Origin of the sequence: Moritella sp. PE36, from assembly GCF_000170855.1 — a bacterium.
In the GTDB taxonomy this organism is placed as follows: Bacteria; Pseudomonadota; Gammaproteobacteria; order Enterobacterales; family Moritellaceae; genus Moritella.
Genome location: NZ_ABCQ01000060.1, coordinates 1 through 26,115, shown reverse-complemented (window position 1 = coordinate 26,115; position 26,115 = coordinate 1). Strand labels below are relative to the sequence as shown.

General features: G+C 40.4%; 26 protein-coding genes and 1 tRNA gene. 13 read left to right on the top strand and 14 right to left on the bottom strand.

The window, feature by feature from the left end; translation table 11 throughout:
* The 5 genes from PE36_RS20620 to PE36_RS20600 form a co-directional block, all read right to left on the bottom strand.
* A partial coding sequence (locus PE36_RS20620) for a VWA domain-containing protein (protein ID WP_006034034.1) occupies window positions 1–789 on the bottom strand: 789 nt, incomplete at its 3' end.
* Window positions 782–1,774 (bottom strand): VWA domain-containing protein, encoded by a 993-nt coding sequence (locus PE36_RS20615; RefSeq protein ID WP_006034033.1) that lies wholly within the window; start codon window positions 1,772–1,774, stop codon window positions 782–784. The genes PE36_RS20615 and PE36_RS20620, both read right to left, overlap by 8 nt.
* Complete coding sequence (locus PE36_RS20610; protein ID WP_006034032.1) at window positions 1,767–2,312, bottom strand: DUF4381 domain-containing protein; 546 nt, start codon at window positions 2,310–2,312, stop codon at window positions 1,767–1,769. The genes PE36_RS20615 and PE36_RS20610 overlap by 8 nt, the downstream gene beginning before the upstream one ends.
* Before the next feature lie 5 nt (window positions 2,313–2,317).
* Window positions 2,318–3,280, bottom strand: a complete 963-nt coding sequence (locus PE36_RS20605) for a DUF58 domain-containing protein (RefSeq protein ID WP_006034031.1) — start codon at window positions 3,278–3,280, stop codon at window positions 2,318–2,320.
* Between the two features lie 16 nt (window positions 3,281–3,296).
* On the bottom strand, window positions 3,297–4,250 hold the full coding sequence (locus tag PE36_RS20600) for a MoxR family ATPase (RefSeq protein ID WP_006034030.1): 954 nt from the start codon (window positions 4,248–4,250) through the stop codon (window positions 3,297–3,299).
* A 349-nt stretch (window positions 4,251–4,599) separates the two neighbouring features.
* On the opposite strand from PE36_RS20600, the gene fadI reads away from it, so the two are divergent.
* Both fadI and fadJ read left to right on the top strand, forming a co-directional pair.
* Entirely contained in the window at window positions 4,600–5,910 is a 1,311-nt protein-coding gene (gene fadI, locus PE36_RS20595) for an acetyl-CoA C-acyltransferase FadI (protein WP_006034029.1), read from the top strand.
* A complete protein-coding gene (gene fadJ, locus PE36_RS20590; protein WP_006034028.1) occupies window positions 5,910–8,042 on the top strand; it encodes a fatty acid oxidation complex subunit alpha FadJ in 2,133 nt (710 codons plus the stop codon). Before fadI ends, fadJ begins: the two co-directional genes overlap by 1 nt.
* A 185-nt stretch (window positions 8,043–8,227) precedes the next feature.
* On the opposite strand, the gene PE36_RS20585 is transcribed toward fadJ, so the two are convergent.
* The gene (locus PE36_RS20585) at window positions 8,228–8,671 is read right to left on the bottom strand and encodes a DMT family transporter (protein WP_006034027.1); all 444 of its coding nucleotides are present in this window, start codon (window positions 8,669–8,671) and stop codon (window positions 8,228–8,230) included.
* A 2-nt stretch (window positions 8,672–8,673) separates the two neighbouring features.
* On the bottom strand, window positions 8,674–9,135 hold the full coding sequence (locus PE36_RS20580; RefSeq protein WP_006034026.1) for a DMT family transporter: 462 nt from the start codon (window positions 9,133–9,135) through the stop codon (window positions 8,674–8,676).
* Window positions 9,136–9,230: 95 nt separating this feature from the next.
* Between PE36_RS20580 and PE36_RS20575 the strand changes: the two genes are divergently transcribed.
* Window positions 9,231–10,139, top strand: coding sequence for a LysR family transcriptional regulator (locus PE36_RS20575; protein ID WP_006034025.1), 909 nt, complete (start codon window positions 9,231–9,233; stop codon window positions 10,137–10,139).
* 347 nt (window positions 10,140–10,486) lie between these two features.
* Window positions 10,487–11,023, top strand: a complete 537-nt coding sequence (locus tag PE36_RS20570; protein ID WP_006034024.1) for a nucleotidyltransferase family protein — start codon at window positions 10,487–10,489, stop codon at window positions 11,021–11,023.
* Window positions 11,024–11,178: 155 nt separating this feature from the next.
* Here PE36_RS20570 and PE36_RS20565 read toward each other — a convergent pair whose 3' ends face one another.
* The 4 genes from PE36_RS20565 to nrdD all read right to left on the bottom strand — a co-directional run bounded on the left by PE36_RS20565 (window position 11,179) and on the right by nrdD (window position 17,326).
* Complete coding sequence (locus PE36_RS20565; RefSeq protein WP_006034023.1) at window positions 11,179–11,637, bottom strand: GspH/FimT family pseudopilin; 459 nt, start codon at window positions 11,635–11,637, stop codon at window positions 11,179–11,181.
* A 128-nt stretch (window positions 11,638–11,765) separates the two neighbouring features.
* A complete protein-coding gene (locus PE36_RS20560) occupies window positions 11,766–13,763 on the bottom strand; it encodes an SDR family oxidoreductase (protein ID WP_006034022.1) in 1,998 nt (665 codons plus the stop codon).
* A gap of 812 nt (window positions 13,764–14,575) precedes the next feature.
* Complete coding sequence (gene nrdG, locus PE36_RS20555; protein WP_006034021.1) at window positions 14,576–15,094, bottom strand: anaerobic ribonucleoside-triphosphate reductase-activating protein; 519 nt, start codon at window positions 15,092–15,094, stop codon at window positions 14,576–14,578.
* A gap of 96 nt (window positions 15,095–15,190) precedes the next feature.
* Complete coding sequence (gene nrdD, locus PE36_RS20550) at window positions 15,191–17,326, bottom strand: anaerobic ribonucleoside-triphosphate reductase (protein ID WP_006034020.1); 2,136 nt, start codon at window positions 17,324–17,326, stop codon at window positions 15,191–15,193.
* Between the two features lie 329 nt (window positions 17,327–17,655).
* Here nrdD and PE36_RS20545 point away from each other — a divergent pair.
* From PE36_RS20545 to PE36_RS20525, 5 genes are all read left to right on the top strand, one after another.
* Window positions 17,656–17,746 (top strand) — tRNA-Ser (locus PE36_RS20545).
* Between the two features lie 220 nt (window positions 17,747–17,966).
* Entirely contained in the window at window positions 17,967–18,509 is a 543-nt protein-coding gene (locus tag PE36_RS20540; RefSeq protein WP_006034019.1) for a thiol:disulfide interchange protein, read from the top strand.
* Between the two features lie 72 nt (window positions 18,510–18,581).
* Entirely contained in the window at window positions 18,582–18,794 is a 213-nt protein-coding gene (locus PE36_RS20535; protein WP_006034018.1) for a DUF4266 domain-containing protein, read from the top strand.
* Window positions 18,785–20,053 carry a DUF3570 domain-containing protein gene (locus tag PE36_RS20530; protein WP_006034017.1) on the top strand — a complete coding sequence of 423 codons (1,269 nt, stop codon included), beginning with the start codon at window positions 18,785–18,787 and terminating at the stop codon, window positions 20,051–20,053. Before PE36_RS20535 ends, PE36_RS20530 begins: the two co-directional genes overlap by 10 nt.
* A 54-nt stretch (window positions 20,054–20,107) precedes the next feature.
* Window positions 20,108–21,061 carry an FAD:protein FMN transferase gene (locus PE36_RS20525; RefSeq protein ID WP_006034016.1) on the top strand — a complete coding sequence of 318 codons (954 nt, stop codon included), beginning with the start codon at window positions 20,108–20,110 and terminating at the stop codon, window positions 21,059–21,061.
* A gap of 3 nt (window positions 21,062–21,064) precedes the next feature.
* Here the strand turns inward: PE36_RS20525 and PE36_RS20520 are convergent, their stop codons facing one another.
* Complete coding sequence (locus tag PE36_RS20520; protein ID WP_006034015.1) at window positions 21,065–22,018, bottom strand: D-2-hydroxyacid dehydrogenase; 954 nt, start codon at window positions 22,016–22,018, stop codon at window positions 21,065–21,067.
* A 214-nt stretch (window positions 22,019–22,232) separates the two neighbouring features.
* Between PE36_RS20520 and PE36_RS20515 the strand changes: the two genes are divergently transcribed.
* Window positions 22,233–22,544 (top strand): cupin domain-containing protein, encoded by a 312-nt coding sequence (locus tag PE36_RS20515; protein WP_006034014.1) that lies wholly within the window; start codon window positions 22,233–22,235, stop codon window positions 22,542–22,544.
* Between the two features lie 41 nt (window positions 22,545–22,585).
* The gene (locus PE36_RS20510) at window positions 22,586–23,173 is read left to right on the top strand and encodes a dienelactone hydrolase family protein (protein WP_006034013.1); all 588 of its coding nucleotides are present in this window, start codon (window positions 22,586–22,588) and stop codon (window positions 23,171–23,173) included.
* Between the two features lies 1 nt (window position 23,174).
* On the opposite strand, the gene PE36_RS20505 is transcribed toward PE36_RS20510, so the two are convergent.
* The gene (locus PE36_RS20505; protein ID WP_006034012.1) at window positions 23,175–23,555 is read right to left on the bottom strand and encodes a hypothetical protein; all 381 of its coding nucleotides are present in this window, start codon (window positions 23,553–23,555) and stop codon (window positions 23,175–23,177) included.
* A 244-nt stretch (window positions 23,556–23,799) separates the two neighbouring features.
* On the opposite strand from PE36_RS20505, the gene PE36_RS20500 reads away from it, so the two are divergent.
* A complete protein-coding gene (locus PE36_RS20500) occupies window positions 23,800–24,264 on the top strand; it encodes a GNAT family N-acetyltransferase (RefSeq protein WP_043994918.1) in 465 nt (154 codons plus the stop codon).
* A 56-nt stretch (window positions 24,265–24,320) separates the two neighbouring features.
* On the top strand, window positions 24,321–24,815 hold the full coding sequence (locus tag PE36_RS20495; protein ID WP_043994917.1) for a GNAT family N-acetyltransferase: 495 nt from the start codon (window positions 24,321–24,323) through the stop codon (window positions 24,813–24,815).
* A gap of 31 nt (window positions 24,816–24,846) precedes the next feature.
* Here PE36_RS20495 and PE36_RS20490 read toward each other — a convergent pair whose 3' ends face one another.
* Window positions 24,847–25,518, bottom strand: coding sequence for a LysE family translocator (locus PE36_RS20490; protein ID WP_006034009.1), 672 nt, complete (start codon window positions 25,516–25,518; stop codon window positions 24,847–24,849).
* Window positions 25,519–26,115 lie beyond the last annotated feature (597 nt).

Here is a 26,115-nt window from a genome sequence, read left to right as displayed (position 1 = left end):
TTGTGCCGTGTCTTTCAATAAACGGGCATCCAGGTGAGGCACGACGATTGTGCCTTGGTTGTCTTTAAGTAATTGACCATTAGGCATTTTAATCGGTGCCCCTTGCGCTGTGCCGAACCCCAAAATCGATAAGCTGTAATCTGTGCCAGCTAATAACGTGTTGATGTTATCTGCTTGGGTTGGGTTAATGCCATCTGTCACCAGCAGTATTTGTCCTTGCTGATAACCTGCGTTGGTTAATAGTGCGATGGCTTGACGAATACCTGCCGTTGGATTTGACCCTTTCACTGGCATGATTTCCGGGGACAGGTTTGGTAACAAGTTTAATAAAGTGCTGGTGTCTGTGGTTAATGGCGAGATAACAAATGCATCACCTGCATAAGCGACCAAGCCTATTTCCCCTTCTTTAATCGCGCTAAGAATATCGGTGCTTTTAAAGCGAAGTTGCGCTAGGCGATTCGGCTTCAGGTCTGTTGCCCGCATCGATAGCGACATATCTAATACCATGACTTTTGCTTGCGAAATACTTGCAACTGGACGTTCTGTATAACTAAAACTCGGGCCTGATAATGCCATTGTGGTGAGCACCCAAATACCGGCTAAAGGTATAAAGAAATGCTTAGATTTTGTGGTTGGTTGATGCTGGGCTAATAAAAATTGTGCGATCTCAGGTGAAAGCACCGTATGCCAGCCTCTAGTTTGAGTATTGTTGCGGAAATACCAAGCAAGGACGACGAGTGGTAATAACGCCAGTAACCATAATGGCCGTAATAACATAAAATCAGTCATGGAGTTTCCCTGACGTAAATAATTGACCTTGACGTAGATAGCAGGCGAAAATAGACAATAATAATGCGATTGCTAATGGCCAATGGAATAGATCCGTTTGTGGTCTAAATTGTTGTTGTGCTTGCTCTACGGGTTCAAGTTTGTCGAGTTCGGCATAAATAGCCGCCAAGCTACTTGCGTCACGGGCGCGGAAGTATTGGCCACCGGTTTGTGCTGCGATTGTCTTTAGGGTCACTTCATCCAGATCACGTGACGGGTCCACTTTCTGATTACCGAATAACGTGCGTTTATAATAAGCATCTGCACCAACGCCGATAGTATAAATTTTAACGCCTTGTTCTTGGGCAAATTTCGCCGCGTCGAGTGGTTTTACTTCACCTGCGCTATTCTGACCATCGGTGAGTAATATCAATACCTTCTGTGGGTTGTCAGCGGCATCAAAACGTTTGAGTGCTAAACCAATGCCTTCACCAATCGCGGTTTGTTCACCTACGAGACCGAGTACGGCTTGTTGCATATAACCACTGACCGTTTTTAAATCGAATGTGAGCGGTGCTTGTAAATAGGCATTATCAGCAAAAAAGATAAGCCCGACACGATCGCCTTTACGCTGCTGAATAAAATCGGCAACGACGGTTTTCACCAGTGATAACCTATCTACCATGCGGTTATTAATTTGCATATCTTCAGCTTGCATCGATCGTGATAGATCAACTGCGAGCATCATTTCACGACCTTGTTGCGGAATGGATTGTGGTTCACCGATCCACATCGGGCGTGCAGCCGCCACAACTAGGCATAACCACATGAGTGTTAAAGGCCAGATTGCACGGGATTTTTTACTTGCGCTGCCAGTTGCTGTTTCAATATAAGGTAAGTTAGGTAGCACTAATGGGGTTTGTGCTTGACCCGCGCGGCTAAAAAAGCGAATAAGCAGCGGTAAAGGTAATAAGGCTAACAGCCAAGGCCAATTAAATTCAAACATTACTGTTCTCCACACTTTGTTCCACTTTGTTCTTAACTCTGTATTTCACTCTGGAATCTACATTGCAATCTACAGGTATAAGCGGGGTTTTCTTGATCCAGTCTTGGCAAGTCTTAAAGTGCACGGAATCGGCGAGCATGTTTGGTTTGGCACTGTATAAGTCCAATGTCCATGCTGCGGTATTATTTGAGAACGCACTGAAGACTCGTTTTTTAGAACTGGCTTGTTGATCGAGGAATTTTAACCATGCTTCGCCATGTAAGGATGCCGCTGTTTGACGTGGGAAACTGGTTAAAACGATACGTTTAAGCAGGTGGTGTAAATCGTTTACCTCACAGCCTTGTTGCTGTAGCTGTGTTAATTCAGCTAAGGCTAGGCGGGTTAATTTGGTCTTTTTTAGGTATTGCAACACAGCATAAATAGCCAATCCGACGATCAATACGATTATAATGATAACCAGCCACCAATACAGTGATAGTGGCCAGGCCGATACTGGTGCGGGTAAATGAATATCTTTTAATTGTGCTAACGGATCCATACGCTTTATTTACCTTTACTCTTATCTTTAATCTGACTCAATAACGATTCACCACTGCTGATCCTGTGGTGACGAATACCGTATCGGTTCATTATTTGTCTTAATGCTTGCTGTTTAGCATCGGCATGTTGTTGATATTTTTGACGACTGTCAGCGTTACTCGGACTAATGAACCCTTGTTGTTGACCATTTGATACCGCGAGGCGTACGTTGCCTGATATGTTTGGAAGCGAGAGTTCTAAAGGATCGTAAATTTGCCAAGCTTCAATTTCATTATGGCGTTTTAATAACGCGAGTTGCTTTTGCGCTTGCTCATCAAGATTAAGAAAGTCACTGATGATCATAATGTGGCTGCCAGTTTTACACAGTATACGCAAACGGGTAAGGGCGCTGGCAAGTGACTCTTTTGGAACTGTATTTGCTGTATTTACATGGGTTACATCAGCCGCATTAATACGCTCGGCTTGAGATATTGTCAGTTGCGCATTATGTAAGGTGACGGTTTCACTGAGTAATTGCATAATACCGCGTTGTTGGCGCTGGGGTTTTAACTCTTTATGCCCGAATGCGCCAATGATAATGCCGCCGACACGATCACTTTTATGTTTTGTTGCCCACGCCAGTAAGGCCGTCAAGTGACAGGCTTGCACTGACTTTAGCCGATATTGACTGCCAAAATACATACTTGATGACAGGTCCAGTAATACATACACAGGCCGTTCTTTTTCTTCACTAAATAACTTGCTGTAAGTTTTACCTGTACGTGCGGTAATGCGCCAATCAATACTGCGGATGTCATCACCGGGTTGATATTGACGGCATTCGCTAAATTCCATCCCTCGGCCTTTGATTGGCGACAGATGACCACCGGCCAGCCGTGCTCTTGCTAACGTTTTGCTCGCTAAAACACTATTGGTTTGGTAGCTGTATTGCAGTAGCTCTTTTATCGACACTTCGATTGCTGACATAGACTAACTCAGTTTACTAAAATGCAATTAATGACAAAATGCGGTCAATAATTTGGTTTGCGGTGATACCGTCAGCTTCTGCCTCAAAGCTCAGTAATAAGCGGTGACGTAGGATAGGGTAAAGGCAGGTTTGAATATCTTCGGGTAGTACATGATCACGACCGTGTAACCAAGCGCGAGCGCGTACACAACGGGCAAGAGAGATAGTCGCACGTGGACTTGCGCCAAAAGTGATCCAACTGGCGAGTTGCGGATCTAAGGTTGCAGGGTTTCGTGTTGCCATAATTAAATCGACAAGATAATGCTCGAGAGCAGGGGCTAAGTGGATGTTAAGTACTTGCTCTCGCGCTTGCATGATCGCTTGCAGACTGATTTTAGCAATCGGTGCGCTTGCGCTTTGTTGTGCTTCTTGTGTTGTTAACCGTAAAATTTGTAATTCAGTGTCTTTATCTGGGTAATCAATTTCCAGATGTAACATGAAACGGTCTAGCTGCGCTTCCGGTAATGGATAGGTACCTTCTTGCTCAATTGGGTTCTGCGTCGCCATTACCATAAACAGCTTTGGTAATAACATGGTTTTGTTGCCAACGGTTATCTGCTGTTCGGCCATAGCTTCTAATAGCGCAGACTGTACCTTAGCAGGTGCACGATTAATCTCGTCTGCAAGTACAATATTGTGGAACAGAGGACCGGGTTGAAATTCAAAGGTGCCGGTTTCGGCGCGATAGATATCAGTACCAGTTAAATCGGCTGGCAGTAAATCGGGTGTGAACTGAATTCGATGGAAGTTGGCTTCTAAACTATCGGCCAACGCTTTGACTGCTCGTGTTTTGGCCAATCCGGGTGGACCTTCTACTAAGATATGGCCATCTGCGAGTAGCGCGATTAATAAATTGTCGACAAGTTTTGCTTGCCCAAGAATTTGGCTGTTAAGATAGCCTCTTAATTGATTAAAATTTGATTTTGGCATAATTATCTATCGTATAAAGTTAATATAAACACTAGTTTACCGACAATGCGTCGACTGTAAAAGTTCAAACTTATTTTATAGAGAGTTTAAAAAAACGTTTTACAATACTTTACTGGAAATGACTACTTAATAGTGTGAATGGTAAGTAATATCCTAACGATAAAAGTTGTTTAGGTAGATATGACTACTATTTAACATTATTTTTTCACACAATATTTCTTTTGGATCACAGTTCTAAGATGAAAGACTCGATTTTCAAACTAATGTTTGAATATTGTGACCAAAAGGTTAATATTGACTTAATTTTATGAGGTCTGACCTCTTTTACTTAACGGAATGAGGATAAGTGATGGCTAAACCACAAAGCCTAACCACCCGCAACGGCGATCGTATCGCGGTGGTCACTGGATTACGTACCCCGTTTGCTAAACAAGCAACAGCGTTTCATGGGGTTCCAGCATTAGATTTAGGCAAAATGGTTGTTAATGAGATGCTTACTCGTAACGACATTGATCCTAAGATTATTCAGCAAGTTGTATTTGGACAAGTTGTTCAAATGCCTGAAGCGCCAAACATTGCGCGTGAAATCGTATTAGGCACTGGCATGGACATCGGTACCGATGCATACAGTGTATCGCGTGCATGTGCGACAAGTTTCCAAGCTATTACAAATGTTACCGAGTCTATTATGGCTGGATCGATTGACTGTGGTGTTGCTGGTGGTGCTGATTCATCTTCAGTTGTGCCAATCGGCGTATCTAAAAAGCTTGCTCATCAGTTAATTAACTTAAGCAAAGCCAAGACGACTAGCGATAAATTAAAGATTGCCCGTCAGCTAAGCTTGAAAGATTTACTGCCTGTCGCGCCTGCTGTTTCAGAATACAGTACCGGTATAACGATGGGGCAAACTGCGGAACAAATGGCTAAGTCTTATAACATCTCGCGTCAAGCGCAGGATGAACTTGCTCACCGTTCACATACTCTTGCTGCTAAAGCATGGGAAGAAGGTAAGTTAAAAGACGAAGTAATGACGGCTTATCCAGAGCCAATGAAGTCATTTATTTCTGAAGATAACAACATCCGTAAAAACTCATCAGTTGAAGGTTACGCTAAATTGCGTCCTGCATTTGACCGTAAACACGGTACTGTAACTGCTGCAACAAGTACGCCACTAACAGATGGTGCTGCTGCGGTATTATTAATGAGTGAAAGCCGCGCGAAAGAACTTGGCCTCGAAGTACTTGGTTATATTCGTAGTTATGCTTATGCTGCTGTTCCTGCTGATGTTGATGGTCTAATTGGCCCGTCATATGCGATACCTGAAGCGTTAGACCGTGCAGGTATTAAATTTGATGACTTAGCGCTATTTGATATGCATGAAGCATTTGCTGCACAAACATTAGCAAACCTAAAATGTTTAGAGTCAGATACGTTTGCACAGGAAAAACTAGGTCGTCCAGAGCGCGTTGCTAATATCGATGAAAGTAAGTTCAACGTACTTGGTGGTTCACTTGCATATGGTCATCCATTTGCAGCGACTGGCGCACGTATGATCACGCAAACATTGCATGAATTGAAACGTCGTGGTGGTGGTCTAGGGTTAACGGCTGCATGTGCTGCTGGTGGTCTAGGTGTAGCAATGATTGTGGAGAGCGCGTAATGAGTCAGCAAGAAAAAACATTTTCACTTGAGATCCGTGAAGATAAGATTGGCGTTCTAACAATGGACGTACCCGGCGAAACGATGAACACTTTACGTGCAGAGTTCGCTGATGAAATTTCTGATTTGATGAAAGAAATTTCAGCAAATTCAGATCTACAAGGTCTAGTACTGATCAGTGGCAAGAAAGACAGCTTTGTTGCTGGTGCTGACGTTACTATGATTGATGCGTGTGAAACGGCTGCAGATGCAGAGAAGTTATCACTGGAAGGTCACCGTGTTATGGGTGAACTGGAAGCATTAAATATCCCTGTTGTTGCTGCTATTCATGGCCCTTGTTTGGGCGGTGGTTTAGAACTCGCACTTGCTTGTCATATCCGAGTCTGTACAGAAAGCACTAAAACAGTATTAGGTGTACCAGAAGTGATGCTAGGTCTATTACCTGGCAGCGGTGGCACACAACGTTTACCTCGCCTTATCGGTGTGGCTAAGTCGCTTGATTTGATGCTTACTGGTAAACAAGTACGTGGTAAACAAGCGCTTAAAATGGGCCTTGTTGATGAAGTTGTGCCTGAAACAGTACTCCTTGAAGTGGCTGTTAAGTTAGCGAAAAAAGGTAAGATCCAGCGTAAACTAAAACGTGATCTTACTAGCAAACTATTAGAAACAAATAAATTTGGTCGTAACATCATGTTTGACCAAGCTAAAAAGCAAACGCTTTCTAAAACTCGCGGTAACTACCCTGCACCAGAAGCCATTTTAGAAGTGGTTAAACTTGGCCAAGAAAAAGGGTTTGAAGCCGGTTTAAAACTGGAAGCAAAACGTTTTTCAGAACTTGCAATGACATCTGAATCAGCTGCACTGCGTGGCATTTTCTTTGCTACAACAGCGATGAAGAAAGAAGATGGCGTTGAAGGCGTGGCACCGAAGAAAGTGAAAAAAGCGGTTGTGCTTGGTGGTGGTTTAATGGGTGGCGGTATCGCTAACGTTACTGCAACGAAAGCCAAAGTACCTGTGCGTATTAAAGATATTGCACCTCAAGGTCTGCTTAACGCACAAAAATACACGTATGACATTCTAAACAAGAAAGTTAAACGTCGCTTTATGTCTAAAGCTGAAATGCAAAGTCAACTTGCTATGATCACTGGTACGACTGAGTACACAGGTGTGAAAAATGCTGACATTGTTATTGAAGCGGTATTTGAAGACCTTAAATTGAAGCACCAAATGGTGGCTGATATTGAAGCTAACTGTAACGAAAATACTATTTTCGCATCAAACACGTCTTCTTTACCTATTACTCAGATTGCGTCTGAAGCGAAGCGTCCTGAAAATGTAATTGGTCTGCATTACTTCAGCCCTGTGGACAAGATGCCACTTGCTGAAATTATTACGCATGAAGGCACGTCGGACCAAACTATTTCTACAACAGTTGAATTTGCCCGTAAGCAAGGCAAAACGCCAATCGTTGTTAAAGATGGTGCTGGTTTCTATGTAAACCGTATTCTTGCGCCTTACATGAATGAAGCTGCACGTTTGGTACTAGAACAAGAGCCAATCGAAGCGGTTGATAAAGCCCTTGTTGATTTTGGTTTCCCTGTTGGTCCTGTAACGCTTCTTGATGAAGTTGGTATCGATGTTGGTGCTAAGATCGGTCCAATCTTAACGAAAGAGCTAGGTAGCCGTTTTGAAGCACCTGCAGCGTTCGATAAGTTATTGGCTGATGATCGTAAAGGTCGTAAGAACGAGAAAGGTTTCTATCTATACGGTAAGAAAGCCAAAAAAGGTAAGAAGCAAGTTGATGAATCAATCTACAAGCTACTTAACTTAAAACCTGAAGCTTCAATGGCGCCTAAAGCACTTGCTGAACGTGCAGTATTATTAATGCTGAACGAAGCGGCACGTTGTCTTGATGAAGGTATTCTACGTAGTGCGCGTGATGGTGACATCGGTGCAATCTTCGGTATTGGTTTCCCACCGTTCTTAGGTGGTCCATTCCATTACATGGATTCAATCGGTATTGCTGAACTTGTTGACAAGCTAGAACGTCATCAAGATAAATACGGTGAGCGTTTTGCGCCGTGTGAATCGCTTAAAGCAATGGCGAAAGAAGGTAAAAAATTCTATAACTAATCGCGTGATGCTTTAGCTTATACAATTTAAAAGCGGCGTTAGATGCAAATCTAACGTCGCTTTTTTTGTAACTTACTTTTGCCCCGGACCAAGTTAGAATTTTTACTCTCTCACTGTTCCGACTCACTCACGTTATGTTCATATTGGTTTGCCATATATTTGTTATGGAAAATACCACACCAAAATTAAGACGAAAGACTTGTGCGCTTGTGCTGTATGGTTTGTTTTAAATATACCCCGATGACAATAGACATAACACCCAGTACTTTGATGACAAATTCGCTGGGTGAATTTGTCGATGAATCCAAAAATAATCCGAAGCACATTTGTCCCCCAATAACCAAAATCATTGTATTCGTCGAGCCCAGATGACTCATGACAAGACTATTAATGGCCACATAAAACGCGCCTATAAAGCCGCCGAGATAAACCAACATGTTTGAACCATTTGAAAATTGTGGAGGTTCAAGTAATAAAATCATGACAATTGAAAGGAACACAAAACCTATTATATGATTTACATATGAAGCCTTAAATGCACCGCAATAGCTGGCTAGTTGTCCGTTCCATATGCGACTTATCGCGATACAAAATCCGTTTAATAATGCCAGTAGAATATAGATTGTCATTTTTAATACCTCAGCGAAATGATGAGTATTGAACCGAAAACAACCAAGGAGATAGGAAGTAGTTCAATAAGAGTGAATGTCCTTTTTTCTAGTCCAAATATTCCTAATGTCTCACAAAAAATAGAGCAAACTAATTGTCCAATTAATCCCAATGCTAGTGTTCCTGATAAGCCGATAACGCTATTAACGGTTACGGAAGCGAGAATGACCGTAAATGCGCCAGGTACTCCACCTAAGTAGTATAATTTAGGTATATTACCTTTCATTGCTGAAAGTGGTGACCCGACAGCTTTCTTAACCACATGATAAAGTACGAATGCCAGTAGACTCCCTAAGCTATGTGCAATCCATGACGCGTTGATTGCGGATGTTTCTAGCGCGAGTTGGCTATTGATATTAATCATTAGAGCTAATAAGCCCCCACCGACAATAGCCAATATTGAATATCTGTTTATATTTTTCATTTTTTCCTCTCTATTGTTTGAGAGTACTTTAATTGGTTGCCAAAGAAATGATAATATCTAGTTTAGATATTCATTGGTGAGCAAAAGTTGACAATATGAAAGATGATTTTTCGGCAATACCTGTGTTTGTTGCTGTAGTCGAAAGGGGTAGCTTCTCGTCCGCGGCGGAAAAGCTGGGTATGACAAAATCAGCGGTAAGTAAAAGGATATCGGTTTTAGAAGACAATCTAGGCGTGCGATTATTTAATCGCACGACCAGAAGCATCGCGCTAACTGAAGCTGGCGAACGATTTTCGGATTATGCTAGGAATGCTTTCGTTATTGCAAACGAAGGTTTTGCTGCGTTGCATAATCTGCAAGGCATACCTAAAGGCACCTTAAAAATAAACGCTCCGATGACGTTTACACGCTTACATATTGTGCCTTACATAAAGGAGTTCTTAGATTCGTACCCTGATGTGAGGGTTATCTTGAGTATGGATGATCGAATCGTAAGTTTAGTTGAGGGCGGTTATGATGTCGGGATCCGAATTGGTGAACTCGAAAATTCCTCGTTGATTGCCAAAAAACTTGCTGATTGTAAAAGTGTACTCTGTGCATCGCCAGAATATCTTGAAAAACACGGTACACCATCAAAACCAGAAGATTTATCTCATCACAATTGCATAAATTACAGCCTATTTCAGGGCGGAGCAGAATGGACTTTTTACAAAGATAGTAAAAAGATAAAGCTAGAGCCTAAAGGTAATTTCATCGTGAATAATAGTGATGCTATTTTAGAAGTATTACTGAATGGATTAGGTATTTGCCAAATGCCAACCTTTATCGTTGCAGAGCACTTGAAATCTCAAAGATTAATGACATTTATGGATGAATATGCTCTGCCAAAACATGCTATATATGCCGTGTATCCAGAGAGAAAGCACCTTCCTGAAAAAGTAAGAGTATTCATAGAGTTCATTAGCCATAAATTAGGTGACGGTGCAGGTTATTGGGATAAGTAAAGGTTATGATATGTATTATCGTAATACTTATTTCTCTATCTTTTTGTAGTGGTAGTGAATGCGGTCACCTAATTGAAGGTTCGAATAACAAATGATGCCAGCGTTAGTCTCAATCTATTATCAATGGCTTACAAGACTAAATGAGTAACCACTCAATTCGTTATATAATTCGTATCGCTCTCTAGCAGTGAATTAATTTGTCGAATCGAGACGTCCTGCTATACAAATTATGTGCATTCAAGGATCGAAATATGGGAATAAATATTAAGGAAGTTGATGGCGTCAAGATCCAAGAAAAGCACCAGTTTTGTTTTTCTCTGTTTCAGGCTGTATAACGCAGGGTAGATATGGATAGAATAATCACATTAATTGAGAAGGACGAATTACGGGTTAAGGCTCTTGATTGTGTTCAACAACTCGATTTACCTCATTGTTATTTGGCTGCTGGTTTTGTTCGAAATTTGGTTTGGGATCATTTGCATCAAAAATCAGTATCAACGCCATTGAATGACGTCGATGTAATCTACTTTGATGAAACTGAATTCAATTCTGATAATTATAGACTAATTGAGTCTGAGCTTTCCCTGCTAATGCCAGAGTTAAATTGGGAAGTGCGTAACCAAGCGATTATGCATAAAAGAAATGGTGATAAGCCATATTTAAATATCATTCATGCCATGAGTTACTGGCCAGAAAAGGAAACGGCGGTAGCTATTCGAAAATTAGATGATGGTAGTTATGATTGTATTGCCGCATTTGGTTTTGAATCGCTGTTTAATCTACAGGTTACACATAATCCTAAACGTTATTTGGGAATATTCAGTGATCGTGTAAGTTCAAAAGATTGGTTGATCCAATGGCCTAATTTGAGAACTGTGTTATAAAAAACGTATGATAGTGGCGTTAATCTTAATTACCCGTACTTTCTGTAATGCGAACCATACCCTTTAAAGCATAAGCTCTAAGCCGTTTATGTTAGAGCAATAACGCTAAGCAATGTGAACACCAAATCAAACGGGCTATTCAACAATAGAAGTAACTAACAGCTGACAGCTGTAGAAACTGGTTCTCCATTGATACCAACCGCAATGTCAATGCCAGAATCACCTGTACAATAACGAATGATATTACCTCTAGCGATAGTACCATTCGCTCGAAAAATTATTGTAGGTGTGCCAGGTGCTGTAAAAGAGAGGGTTGAAGTACTATCTGTTGTGACCGTTACTTTGTTCACAACAGTTGCCTGATTAAGCGGAACAGCAGTGCTTGTGGCTAGAGTTAACGTATTAGCCGATACCGTCATATACAAAAAACGATTATGCGCAATAGCAGTATTTTTGGCATAGCTAAGCGCACTATTAATTAATGTTGTCGCATCGTCTATGCGGCTTTGTTGTACGGTGTTTTGGTAGCTGGGTACGCCAATGCCAATGAGTATGGCGACGATCGCGATGGTGATCATTAATTCGATGAGTGTGAACCCCAATGATTTTTTCATTCTTATACATCCTTGTTAAAGAAAACAATAGATTAACATGATAAGAACGATCAAAAAAGGGACCACTTTTTAGTATATAGAGTGGTCCCTTCACATTATCTTATTAGAGTCTGTTTAGACAGGTTAGATTACCAATGCACACCGCGCATGATAGCTGCAAATGCAACTTGCTCGGTACTCGCTTGTGTTGGCGCATCTTTATCTTCTTCTTTACCTTTAGCCGCGGCAGAATCATTAAACATACGGTAGCCGGTGTTCATGATTATTTCACTTACTTTAGGGAATAGAGAGTAAAGTACTTCAGACATGATACCAATTTTCGTTGCGATACGCTTAGGCTTACGGATAATCGCTTGTACAATTAAGTCCGCTGCTTCTGATGGCGCTAGAGTGGGTACATTGTCATATACTTTTGTCGGACCAATCATTGGTGTACGTACTAACGGCATGTTAATCGTCGTCATGTTTACGTTGCGGTCAGAAAACTCGGATGCGGCACAACGCGTAAACGCATCTAGTGCTGCTTTAGACGCAACGTATGCAGAGAAACGCGGTGAGTTTGTTAGTACACCAATTGATGAAATGTTAATAACATGACCTTTTTTATGTTCTAACATACTTGGTGTGAAGCCCATGATTAAACGAATTGAACCAAAGTAGTTTAACTGCATTGTTCTTTCGTAATCGTGGAAACGGTCAAACGATAAATCAATTGAACGACGGATTGAACGACCTGCGTTATTGATTAAGATATCTACAAATCCATGTTCTGCAAGTACTGACTTAACTAATTCATCACACGATTCCATGTTTGAAATATCACATGAATAGATATGTGCATCGCCACCAAGTTCTTGGATTTGTGCCTGTGTTGCTTCTAGTTTTGTGACATCACGTGCTACAAGGATTAATTTAGCGCCTGTTGGTGCGAGTTTTAATGCCGTTGCTTCACCAATACCAGAACTTGCACCTGTGATGACAATCGTTTTACCACTGACATTACCTTTTAGGGTCATGTCATTGATTAGGTCATCATTTAGGTTACGCTCCCAATAATCCCATACTGCAGGTGCATACTCATCTAAGCGAGGCACTTTGATATTAGAACCTTCTAGCGCGCGTGCTGTTTCACGGTCATCGAAGGTAGTTGGGTAGTTAAGGAAATTCAATACGTCTTTTGGAATGCCAAGGTCATTTAATACCCCTTCAGTAAGCTGTTTTACTGCGGGTAAATGGGTAATTGCTTGACGAACTGAAGCCGGTAAGAAATTAGCAATGCGAGAATCAATTCGGAATGCTGTTCTTGGTGCGTTCCCCGCTGTAGCGAAGATATTAAGTACTTCACCCACTTTGAATGGTTTTGGATCAACAAGGTGGAAGCAGTTACTGTGCACGTCTTCTTTGTGACTAATGTAGTCAATTGCATCTGCAACATAGTCAACAGGAACAATATTCAGACGACGGCCTTCAACACCAATCATTGGCATCCATGTTGGAATTGTCTCACGGATCTTTTTCAATAGTTTGAAGAAATAGTATGGACCATCTACTTTATCGATTTCACCTGTTTTAGAGTGACCAACAACCATACCAGGGCGATAAATACGGAAAGGAATTGAACATTCATCACGGACTACTTTTTCAGAAATATGTTTAGTACGAAGATATGCGTTATCCATATTTTCAGCTTCTTCGAACATATCTTCGTAGAAAGTACCATTGAACAAACCAGCAGCAGCAATAGAACTAACATGATGGAAGCTTTTTGCTTTAATTTTCACAGACGCTTCAACAGCATTACGTGTACCAACAATATTCGCTGTTTCTTGTGATTCAGCATCGGCTTTCATGTCGTAGATTGCTGCAAGGTGGTAAACATTATCAATTTGGTCTGTATGTTCTGCTAACCATAGCTCATCAATCCCTAAATTAACTTTAGTGATATCACCAGTAACCATTTTGATACGACTTTTAACACTTTTATGCACACGATCCTTTAATGCATTGAATTTGTGTTCTGAGCCTTGGCGAGTTAATACATAAACTTGCGCATCTTCTCTCTCTACTAGACGTTCAATTAAGAATCGACCAATAAACCCTGTACCACCGGTAACTAAGTATTTCATTCCATTATCCTCAACTAAACTATGTATGGTTATTATTTGTTAAATCAAAGTGTCTGTGTATCACTTATGTAGTAGTAATATCATTGATATCAAAATAAATGTCAATGATGTGCCGTTAACGTAACAGGTAAACGGGCAAGTTTTACAACAACTTGTCAGACTTATGTGACGTGTTGTTGGTTTTATTTGCGGGTTAATCCTGTTAACAAGTAATTAACGTTTAGTGTAAATACTTCATTTTTATAAATCATAATTACGTTGAGTGTTTACACGGACAGAGTTTACTTATTTACATTCCATTAACAAGTATTGAAGCGTGCAGTCCAAAGTAATGCTTAATTTTGGTAGTTAATTCTAAATAATACGGATAGCGGATTTTGGTGGGGTAGGTATTAAGTTTCACTCAAATTAATTAAATTAAAACTCATAATTATCAGCGGCTTAAGTTGATGTGTTTTATCGTATTAATTTGGCAGACGGATGTTTATAATAAAGTCTCATACTTTTGTGCTAAATATTATAAAACGCAACTGTTTATGTACGGTATAAATGATGAATTTTATGTGATTTAAGTCAAATAACTTTATTTTTTAATGACCTGAATACGGACGGTATTTTAGTCCTTAAACATATATACTTAATGAAGTAATAGTGCGAGTAGGACTTTAAGATTAGGCTATTTATTCCATAATCAATTACTATCCCTAAAGTATTAAATGCTGAATTTGGACTTTTTACAATTTATAATTTTTTAATTCTGATTATGTCCGTGATAGCGGTATCATCGGGTGATCGCATTCATCAAATTATGTTTAATCAGCGTTGATTTTTGATATGGTATATTCAAACCCAGCAAACTCATCATTTTTTGTAATGGCAATAATACGTTGATTGCTACTGCCTCGAAATTTTAATGCTGGATCAACCCGCTGTTGTTCAAACTTGCCATCAACCAAATAATCTATGTATTGAACGACGGCTTTTTGTTGTGGGGTTAATTGCTCTATTGTGTAGCCTGTCCATAACCAAATATTCTTTCCAATACACTCTTTTTTAACTCTTTTCACTAGTTTTAAGATGCAATCTAAATTCGCTGGATAGAGAGGGTCGCCGCCGCTTAAACTTAACCCGCGACGACGTATTCGGGGATCATTTAAATCATTTATTATCTGGTCTTCTATCGCTTGATTAAAGTATGAACCATTGCGTGGAGACCAGGTAGATTGGTTATAACAGCCCTTGCATTGATGCTCGCAGCCACTGACAAACAGGGTTACACGAGTACCCGGGCCATTGATCACATCAAGATCGAAATATTGAGAATAGTGCATTTTTACTTCTTAAATGCTAACCAATAAAATATTGGCTAGCTAGTTAATTGAACTGAGGTCGGATCAGTTGTGATTATTTATAAATAGTATAAACGTTTATAAGTGTTTAACGCGGCGTTTTACTTCTTCTTGCTTGCCTTCATTGAAAGGGCGCGCATCTGGGCTGCCTAAATAACCACAGACTCGACGGGTGACTGAGACTTTCGCGGCATCGTGATTACCGCACTTAGGACAAGTAAAACCTTTACTCGTACACTCAAACTCGCCTGTGTAACCACACTCATAACATTCATCAATCGGGGTATTGGTGCCGTAATAAGGAACTCGTGAATAACTGTAATCCCAAACGTCTTCTAATGCCTCAATATTATGCTGCATATTGGGGTATTCGCCGTAACAGATAAAGCCACCGTTACTAATGGCAGGATAGGGCATTTCAAAGTCAATTTTATCGAATGGATTTACTTGTTTTTCGACATCGAGATGGAAACTGTTAGTGTAATAACCTTTATCTGTTACGTCTTTGATATCACCAAAGGTGGTTTTGTCTAATTTAGCAAAACGGCTGCATAGGTTTTCACTTGGTGTTGCATATAAGCTGTATGCGTAACCAGTTTCTATGCTCCATTTTTCTGTACTAGCTTTCATATGCTTAAGCATCGCAATCGCTTTTTTCTGTAATGCCGCACTATCATAAGGATGGGTATTATTGCCAAATAGCGCATTGATTGCTTCGTGTAAACCTATATAACCTAATGAAATAGAGGCGCGGCCATGCTTGAAAATATCGAGTATTTCATCATCTGCTTGTAAACGTACACCACAGGCACCCTCCATATAAAGGATTGGCGCAACGCGTGCTTTGACTCCTTTTAGGCGTGAGATACGTGTTTCGAGTGCGCGTTTACACAATATTAAACGTTCATCGAGCAATTGATAGAAGCGTGATTCATCGCCTTTTGCTTGAATCGCGATACGCGGTAAATTTAAACTAACGACACCTAGGTTATTGCGGCCTTCATGCACTAATTCACCTTGTTCTTCGTAGGTGCCTAAGAAACTGCGGCAACCCATAGGTGTTTTAAATGAGCCGGTGATTTTAACCACTTGGTCATAATTTAAGATGTCCGGATACATGCGTTTGCTTGCGCACTCAAGAGCCAGCTGTTTGATATCGTAATTTGCATCGGCTGATTTATGGTTTAAGCCATCTTTGATTGCAAACACCAGTTTTGGGAACACAGCAGTTTTATGATTTTTCCCTAAGCCGGCAATACGGTTTTTGAGAATAGCCTGCTGAATTAAACGTGCTTCCCAACTTGTTCCTAGGCCAAAACCAAAGGTAACAAAAGGCGTTTGCCCATTCGCTGTGTGTAAGGTATTTACTTCATATTCTAATGATTGGAATGCATCGAAACATTCTTTTTCGGTACGTGAACGAGCAAATTCTGCTTTATTTGGGATTGACCATTCTTGTGCTAATAAGGTGTTTTTATTAAAGCTAGCAGTGACATATGGCGCTAAAATTTCATCAATACGGTTGATTGTCGTGCCACCATAAATATGGCTGGCTACTTGGGCAATGATCTGTGCGGTCACCGCCGTTGCTGTTGTGATGGATTTTGGTGTTTCAATTTCAGCGTTACCCATTTTAAAGCCAAGGGTTAACATGCCATCAAGATCGATCAGCATACAGTTAAACATCGGGAAGAAGGGCGCATAATCAAGATCATGATAATGAATGTCACCCGCTTCATGCGCATGGACAATATCGCGTGGCAAGATGTGCTGCTTGGCATAATGCTTCGCTACAATACCAGCCAGCAAGTCGCGTTGGGTAGGGATCACTTTACTGTCTTTATTGGCATTTTCGTTAAGTAATGATTCGTTGCTTTGCTCAATCAGTCCTTTGATCTCATTGGTGAGAATACTTTGCGTTTCACGGGCTATATCACGTTGATGGCGATACTCGATATAAGCACGGGCGATGAGTTTGTTGCTTTCTTGCATCAATACATCTTCAACCGTGTTTTGGATGGTATGGATCTCAATCGCATGTTCGCTGGATACATCTTGTGTAATGAGTATTTTCTGAACCTTGTTCGCCATTTCTACCGCATGATCACGGCTCTGTTGTTGCACTGATTTAGCCGCGGCAAATATGGCGTCTTGTATACGCTGAATGTTAAACCGCACACGACAACCATCTCGTTTAATGACAAATAAATCCACAAAATACTCCTTCCGTTTAAAATTGATATTATAAAGAGACACTATATATAGGTGTAAATTTAACCCGTGACACAATATGTAGTGTATTAGGCGTTAAATTTGTTTTTGGTGTATTGATTTTGATCAATAATTATCACGCCAAAATCGCGGATTGATGAGGGCTTACTCTTGATCAATAAACATAACTATTCTTGATCAATAAATGGCGCTATTGTGCTTGTAAGTTTATTTTTGAACGATATTTAAACGCAAAATGAACAGCTAAGTTATTGTGATGAATAAAGCTTTACAACGTTAAGTGCTTGCTCTAATATTCGCTCCATTGCTGCGGAGGGGTGGCAGAGTGGCCGAATGCACTGGTCTTGAAAACCAGCAGGGGTTAATAGCTCCTCGAGAGTTCAAATCTCTCCTCCTCCGCCATCCATTCAAGAGAACGCTAATTGATGACTAGATAATAGTCGTCGCTTAGCGTTTTTTTATGTCTACTTTTCACATATTCTATATTTTTTTCACTAATCCTCTGTTAACTTTATTATTATACCTGCACGTTTATACTCATAGTGTTAGCACTGATTGTGCATCTTGAAATAGCTTGGGTATATATGATCGGTATTATTCATTTTTGTTGAGACATTAGCTTATGAACTCATTTATTCTTAATCGTATTCGTCCTTTCCTGATCACTCTCTCTGTGATTATCAGTTTGCTTTTATCCACCCTCACGTTTGCCGAAAGCACTGCTAGTGTTACCGAAAATAAAGTGAGCCAAGCGCCAACGTTTAACTTACCAGGTGTTGATAACACGCGAGTGAATCTTGCTGACTATCGTGGCAAGGTGGTGTTAGTGGATTTTTGGGCATCTTGGTGTACGCCCTGTATTCGTTCATTTCCGTGGATGGATAAGATGGTAGCGAAATATGGCGAACAAGGTTTTGAAATTATTGCCATTAATATGGATCAAGAGTCTGTTTTAGCGACAAAATTCTTACAACGTTATCCAAACAAATTGACCATTGCGTTTGATCCACAAGGTATTGTCGCAGAGCAATATGAAATCATGGGATTGCCGAATTCATTTATACTTAATAGGAAGGGCGAGATTGTTTATAAGCATGTCGGCTTTAGATTAGCAGAGCTAGATAAATACGAAGCTGAGATCTTGTCGCTATTACCTCAGGACTAGCTGTTACTTGAGAGTTAACTATACCTGATGGAGTTAATTTTTGATGGAGTTCATTAGTGGTGGAGGAGCTTTATGAGACGGGTTTTATTATTAGTCAGCATCCTAAGCCTGACAGCGTGTTCGTCATTAGGGGTAAAGCCTTGGGAACGTGACTTGCTCGCGAAACCTGAAATGCAGCTTGTGGAAAACCCGATGGAAATGGGTTTTGAGGACCACACTTATTTCAGTAAAGAAGGCTCTAGCGGCGGCGGTAGTTTTGCTGGGGGAGGTTGCGGATGCAACTAAAAAGAAAAAGTAAGACCTTTACTAACATTTCGATGACACTTGCGGTAGCGACCTGTGCACTTGCCGCACCTGCGACAGCTCAGCCGCCAGAACTCGATAGCTGGGATGTTGATGTTGGTCTGTTGATTTATGCAGAAAGTGATCATCAAGTGCAAGCCTATGAGGGGGCACTTTCTCTCACTAAGCAAATCGATGACGAGCGTAGTATCAATGTTAAAGGTGTTATCGATGTACTGACCGGCGCTTCACCTAATGGCGCGGTTGCACAAAATAAAGCGCAAACATTTACCCGCCCGTCAGGTAATGGCAGTTACACTACGGCTGCAGGTGATACTCCGCTTGATGATACTTTTCATGATACCCGCGTTGCACTCAGCACTCAATACCAACAGCAGTTAAGCCGTTTTTGGTTATATTCTGGTGGCGTAAACGTGTCTAAAGAATATGATTACCTTTCTTTGTCGATCAACAGTGCGCTGGCGCGTGATTTTAATAATCGTAATACCACAGCATCTCTCGGCTTTGCTTATGCCTACGATACTATTGAACCAGAAGGCGGCATCCCAGATCCAGGTGCTTCGGTTGATGATCCCAACAACCGTTTAACGGATTCTGATACCAAGAAAACCCTTGATTTACTCTTTGGTTTAACGCAAGTCATTGATCGTCAAACACTGATGCAATTAAACTATTCGATTAGTGATGTGAATGGTTATCAAACAGACCCCTTTAAAATCTTGTCGGTGGTTGACAGTAATGGGTGGGCGAATGATTATGTTTATGAAAATCGTCCTGACCAGCGCACCAAACAAAGCCTATTTTGGCGTACTAAATATAATCTCCAGCCATCGGGTCAAGTGCTGGATGTTAGTTATCGTTATTTTTGGGATGACTGGGGAATAACTTCACATACCATTGATAGTAAATGGCGAGTACAACTTTCAAATCAGCATTTTATTGAACCGCATCTTCGTTATTATAGCCAGCAAGCAGCTGATTTTTATCGGGTCTATCTTGATGAAAGCCAGCCAATACCGGAATACATGACCGCCGATTATCGCTTGGGTGAATTACACACTTATACTATTGGCTTGAAATACGGTTTACCGATTGCGGGTAATGAATTCAGTGTGCGGCTTGAATATTATCTTACTCAGGTGACGGGTGATGATTCGTTGGCGAAAGGTGCTGGAATGGCGGGGGTTGATCTGTATCCTGATAAAAGCGCCGTTATGTTGCAAAGCTTCTATCGTTTTTAATCGCGTTTCTAATACCGTTTTTAATGTCGATGTGAATACAAGCAGGGATCAGGTTTGAAAAAAGCTTATTCATTAAATAAAGACAGTACTTTACAGCAAGGTGGTACTGTAACAACTGCCTACAGCTTAAAACGACAAGCGGATTATTGGCTTGGTGAGTTCACCGTCATGGCCAGTCCTTGCCAGATCTTATTAGATAACGTTGATGAAGCACTCGCGGATAGCCTTACCGCGCTCGCATATGCAGAAGCAAAACGTATTGAACTAAAATACAGTCGTTTTCGTGATGACAATATTGTTGCTCGTCTTAATCGTTCTGCTAATGAAGCCATCACGGTAGATGAAGAAACGACAAGGTTGATTAATTTAGCTGATTTATGTTTCCAACTCAGTGATGGGTTATTTGATATCAGCTCTGGTGTATTGGGTAAGCTTTGGCACTTTAAACAACAAACACAGCTACCGAGTGATGCTGATATTAAAGCGCTGTTACCCAATATCGGCTGGCAAAAAGCGAACTGGAATGCGCCGTTATTAAGTATACCTAAAGGCATGAAAATCGATTTGGGTGGTATTGGCAAAGAATACGCCGTTGATAAAGTGGCGCAGTTATTAGCGCAACAAATACAGCTTCACCAAACCGACAGTGCCTTTTTAGTGAATTTTGGTGGTGATATTTACGCCAATAAATTACGCAGTAATGGGCTCGCTTGGCAAGTCGCGATAGAAGACCCGCAGCATCTTGGGAAAAGTAAACTCATGGTTAGCTTAGCCCAAGGTGGCCTTGCAAGCAGTGGTAACAGTCAGCGTTTTATTGACGTTGACGGTCAACGTTATGGCCATATCCTCAACCCCAAGACTGGCTATCCCATTGCTAGTGGACCTGCTCAGGTCACTGTCTATGCTCAAAACTGTGTGCAAGCCGGCATGTTGGCAACCATTGCACTATTACAAGGCGAGTCTGCCGAAGACTTCTTAAAAGCACAAGATTGCCGTTATTGGCTGTAATGATTAAACTTGGTTTTGTGGTTTTCCGGCAATAAATTGCTCAATATTATTAATCAGTTGATTGGCCAAAGTCTGAATCGCAGAGTCTGAGCCCCATGCAACATGTGGTGTTAAGATCAGGTTTGGCAGATGTGCATTGGCGATTAACGGATTGCTGTCATCGGCGGGTTCTTGGGTAAATACATCAACACCTGCGCCAGCAATTTGTTGGTTATGTAATGCATCAATCAACGCGACTTCATCAACCAAACCACCACGTCCGGCGTTAATTAACACGCTGGTATTTTTCATTAGCTTAAATTCTTCACGACCAATGAGATGATTGGTTTGCTCTGCAAGTGGGCAATGTAAAGTAAGCACATCCGCTTGTTTTAAGACTAATTCAAATGGACTGTAGCCTTCACGACATTGATTAGCCCCTTTACGCTCAGCAAACATAACTGTCATGCCAAGTGCTTTGGCTAATGTAGCCACTGCATTACCGAGACTGCCTTTACCAATAATACCTAACGTAGAACCTGCAATATCAGAAATAGGGTGGCTAAAGAAACAGAACTGTTTTTGCTGCTGCCAAACACCAGCTTGAATATCTTTATGGTAACCGACTAGATTTCGCTTTAGTGCAAACATCATTGCGACTACATGCTCAGGTACCGAGTTAGTGGCATAATCTTGAATGTTACTGACTGTGATCTTGTGCTGACGACAATACTCCAAATCAATATTGTTAGTACCTGTTGCAGCCACAGCAATCATTTTTAACTGTGGGCACTGACTCAATACTTGCGCATCTAAGATAACTTTATTAGTAATAACAATACTTGCACCTTGCAGGCGCTCAATCACTTGCTCTGGTGTAGTGGTTGCATACTCTTGCCATTGACAGTCAACATTAGGTTGAGGAATAGTAATGTGTTCTGGGATTGTAGAGCGGTCGAGAAAGACGATAGTTTCCATGAATGCGAGTCCTTTAAGACATTATTTTTAATTATCAGCAATGGTTATCAAGTGAGTTTACCAGACTTTGATATAAAGCTGTGTAGTAGTGAGTGCTGCTATTTGTGATTAATTTAACTGAGGTTATTATCAAAGTGACATATCTTTTTGGTTAAAAAAAGATAAAGTTAATAGTAATGGTCTTTCTTGATTAGATAGTGGAGGACATTATTCAATGAATAATATCTTTGATTCGATACCTACTGATCTCAGCAGTGAAATCTTTGACAATTTAGTTAGCAGCGATACGGTCAAAATAGAACGTATTATTTCAAAAGGGCAAACATCGCCAGATTTTGGTTGGTATGATCAAGAGCAAAATGAGTGGGTGATTATTATCGCAGGCAGTGCCATTATCGGTTTTGATGATAAGCCCTCTGTTACCCTGAACGCGGGTGATTACCTTAATATCCCCGCGCATCAAAAACACAAAGTAGCGTGGACTGATCCTGATGTTGAAACCGTGTGGTTAGCAGTGCATTATTGATGGTTACCTAAGTTGATCGATTCAGAATTAATGGACAGCATATGCACATCATTATAATAACGGATATCTTTGGCCTGACTAAGGATACTGACTTACTTGCTGCGTCATTATTAACTGAGCAGGATAGTGTAACGGTAATTGACCCTTACGATGGTTATAAGCAAAAATTCATTAATGAGCATGCCGCTTACGATACGTTCATGACTCGATGTGGTCATGAACGCTATATTTCGGCGGTGGCATCAGCGATTGAATTATCAGAAGGTGAGGTAGTATTACTTGGTTTTAGTGCTGGTGCATCTGCTGCTTGGAAAGCCATCGACCGACACTCGAATCCATTAATCAAACATTACATTGGTTTCTATCCGAGTCAGATCCGCAACCATCTGGATGTAATCCCTTGTTGTCCTGTGACATTAGTCTTTCCTTGTGAGGAAAGGCACTTTGAGGTTGATGATGTTATTGCAGCACTGTCATCTTTAAAACAGGTTAACTGTATTAAAACCAGCTTTTATCATGGATTTATGAATTCATTATCAGACAATTTTTCATTAAGTGCTGCTACAATTTTTAATGATAAAATCGGTGATGGAAGCAACTTGGATAACGTGGATATATTTAATCACTGATCTATTTTTTCTTATATATTTGGTCTAAAACATCTTGCTTTGATAGTTCAGCTCCTTGCCAAACATAAACTTTATACGGTCTTATATTATGGGTCAACTCAAGTAAAACCCGCTCTTCAACACCTGATAAGCCACCTTCACATAAGTATTGTTGCTGCATAATTATAATTGGAGATAGCTTGAACATTGATTTTGAGATGACTCTTGATATTGCGATACTTAATGTTTTAATCGCGACAAAAAAATCACCAACGGCTAAACGCTGAGTCGAAAATGGAGTCGCTGATATTTCAACATGTTCACAATTTGTTTTACAGTTTAATGCATGAAAACTATTCTTTTTTACACGGATGTAAATTGATTCCCTATATTTATTTAGCAACTTAAATTCCTTATTTATTGGTAACTAAACCAATGTATAACAGTGTGTCTTATATATCTCAATGTCTTAGGCTGATTTTAGTAGTAAGTTCATACTTGCATCATAGGTTATATACTGGGATGTAATATTTTTTAATGAGGACACACGTAATAAAAAATTGGATAATATAGATGTACTGTAAGTAAATTATTGATGTTAAATTATTTATTACGTTGTTGTTAGTTAATAATAAAGGATGTTAGAAATGGAAATTCGTATAGACGATTTAAAAGGTAAAGAAGTCGCGCTGTTATTACAAGAGCATCATCAAGACATGCTAGAGCATACCCCAGCTGAAAGTGTCCATGCGTTAGATTTAACCGGATTAAAAGCGCCTGAAGTGACCTTTTGGACAGCGTGGATAGACGGTGATCTTGCTGGCTGTGGTGCGATTAAAATAATTTCAGCGGGGCATGCGGAGTTAAAATCAATGCGCACATCGAGCTCCCATCTTCGACAAGGTGTTGCTCAGCGATTACTCACGCATATTATTACAGTAGCTGAGCAGCAAGGTATTACCAAAATGAGCTTAGAAACGGGCACTCCTGATTCGTTTATACCCGCTCAAAAACTATATCGAGACTTTGGCTTTAATGAATGTGGCCCTTTTGCTGATTATCGCGAAGACCCGTACAGCTTATATATGACGAAAACTTTAATCACAGGGTAAAAATTAGGTTGATTATTTTGGATGCTTGTTTAGGAACACTTGTTTAGGAATAAAAAATGTCGATTAGAATGATTAAAGAGACGGATTGGGATGCGATTATGCAGATCCAGTCGGATGCCTACGCAAGTCATCTTCATGAAGATTTAACCGTATTACAAAGTAAGTTGATTGCCTCACCCACGAGTTGTTTCGTGTTTATTCACGCAGATGATAGTGTACTCGGGTATTTGTTGGCGCATCCATGGTTGGGAAACCAAGCGCCAAAGCTAGGTGAGATTGTTGTGATTGATACAGGTTATAACGAGGTGTACTTACATGATTTGGCTATTTCAGGTGATGCTCGTGGTTTAGGTATTGCCAGTCAGCTTATTAATCATTTAATAACCCAAATGCAAGGCTTAGGCTGTCAGCGACTATTATTAACTGCGGTACAAGACTCAGCGTCATTTTGGCAACAATATGGCTTTAGCAGCCTTGAGCATATCCCGGTATGTCCAAGTTATGGTCAAGGCGCCAAGTTGCTGGTATTAACCATACAAGCCGATTCTTAATTACACCCTTAGTTAAACTCTTGATCTCAATCTAAATAGTCGTTTCACTAAACACCATAGCGCCTGCAAGCAAGTTATACATGATTGCACTGGATACCGCCATAAACAGCAGTCCGGTAAACAAGTTGATTGCTGGCGCTGCTTTTTGTACGCGTTGTTGGATCACCGGTTTTGATAGAATCAATGCGATAAACACAAACCAAATCAAGGATAATCCTAACATGATGACTGTTGCTGATAGTTTAGTGAGAAGGCTAACATCAGGCGTGATCATGGCTGAGAATAAGATAATGAAAAACACCATCGCTTTTGGATTTAACAAGTTAGTCCAAAGCCCTTGCATGAAGCCTTGTTTTGGCGTTAATTGATTTAATTTAAATTGGTTATTATCCACTGATACTTTTGCTTTCCAATGTTGCAGCGCGCCTTTTACGGCACCAAATCCCATCCATGCTAAATAACCTGCGCCAACCATTTGCACAATGATATACAGCGTTTGTGAGCTTTTAATAATCAGACTGACGCCCGTTAAACTTAAGATGGTATGAATTAAAATAGCAATTGAGATACCCACGGCAGAGGCAATAGCGGTACTTCTTGATTCTTGGCTTGCTAGTTTTACAACTAAGGCAAAGTCTGGACCTGGGCTAGCTAAGGCAACAGCGTGAATAATAGCGAGTGATAAAAGCAGTTCGATGTTCATTGGACAATCCTTAAATATAAATGCTGCCGCTATATTGCTGTTTAAATGAGGTGGATTATAGGAAAAAATTGCAGGATAAATTCCAGTAAGGTTAATCGACAAAAACCAGTATTTGTGAGGGATCTAATGATGACATTGTAAATGAAACCTCTCATGAAGACCGTCGACAATCAATGCTTCAATATGCTTTTATTATTTTTGGCTTATTATCTATACCTCTAATATTAATTAATGATTGGCTAGGCGGATTGATATTAAGAGAGAATGGTCAATGTACTTTTTTGGTTATATTGTACTGTCTTCGGTTGTCATATTCATTTCATTGATTGTTTTCTTATGTTGGAACAAATTTGTGAATACTGAAAAATGTGAGAGCGGTAAGCAGCCACATATGAGGTAGTTACGAGGAGGGCTGATCTCTTTTTTCTAAATTCTAGTTTCAATATCCAGTAATGGCTTGCAAGAAAACTGGGGAAATTATGCTTGTTAATTAATGTGGAATACTGTGATTTATCACACAAACTTATTTACATATTTGTCAGTGGTAGCGTAAATAAATAGCACTTCTAACTTGTTGCTTGCTCCTTGCCTGTACCC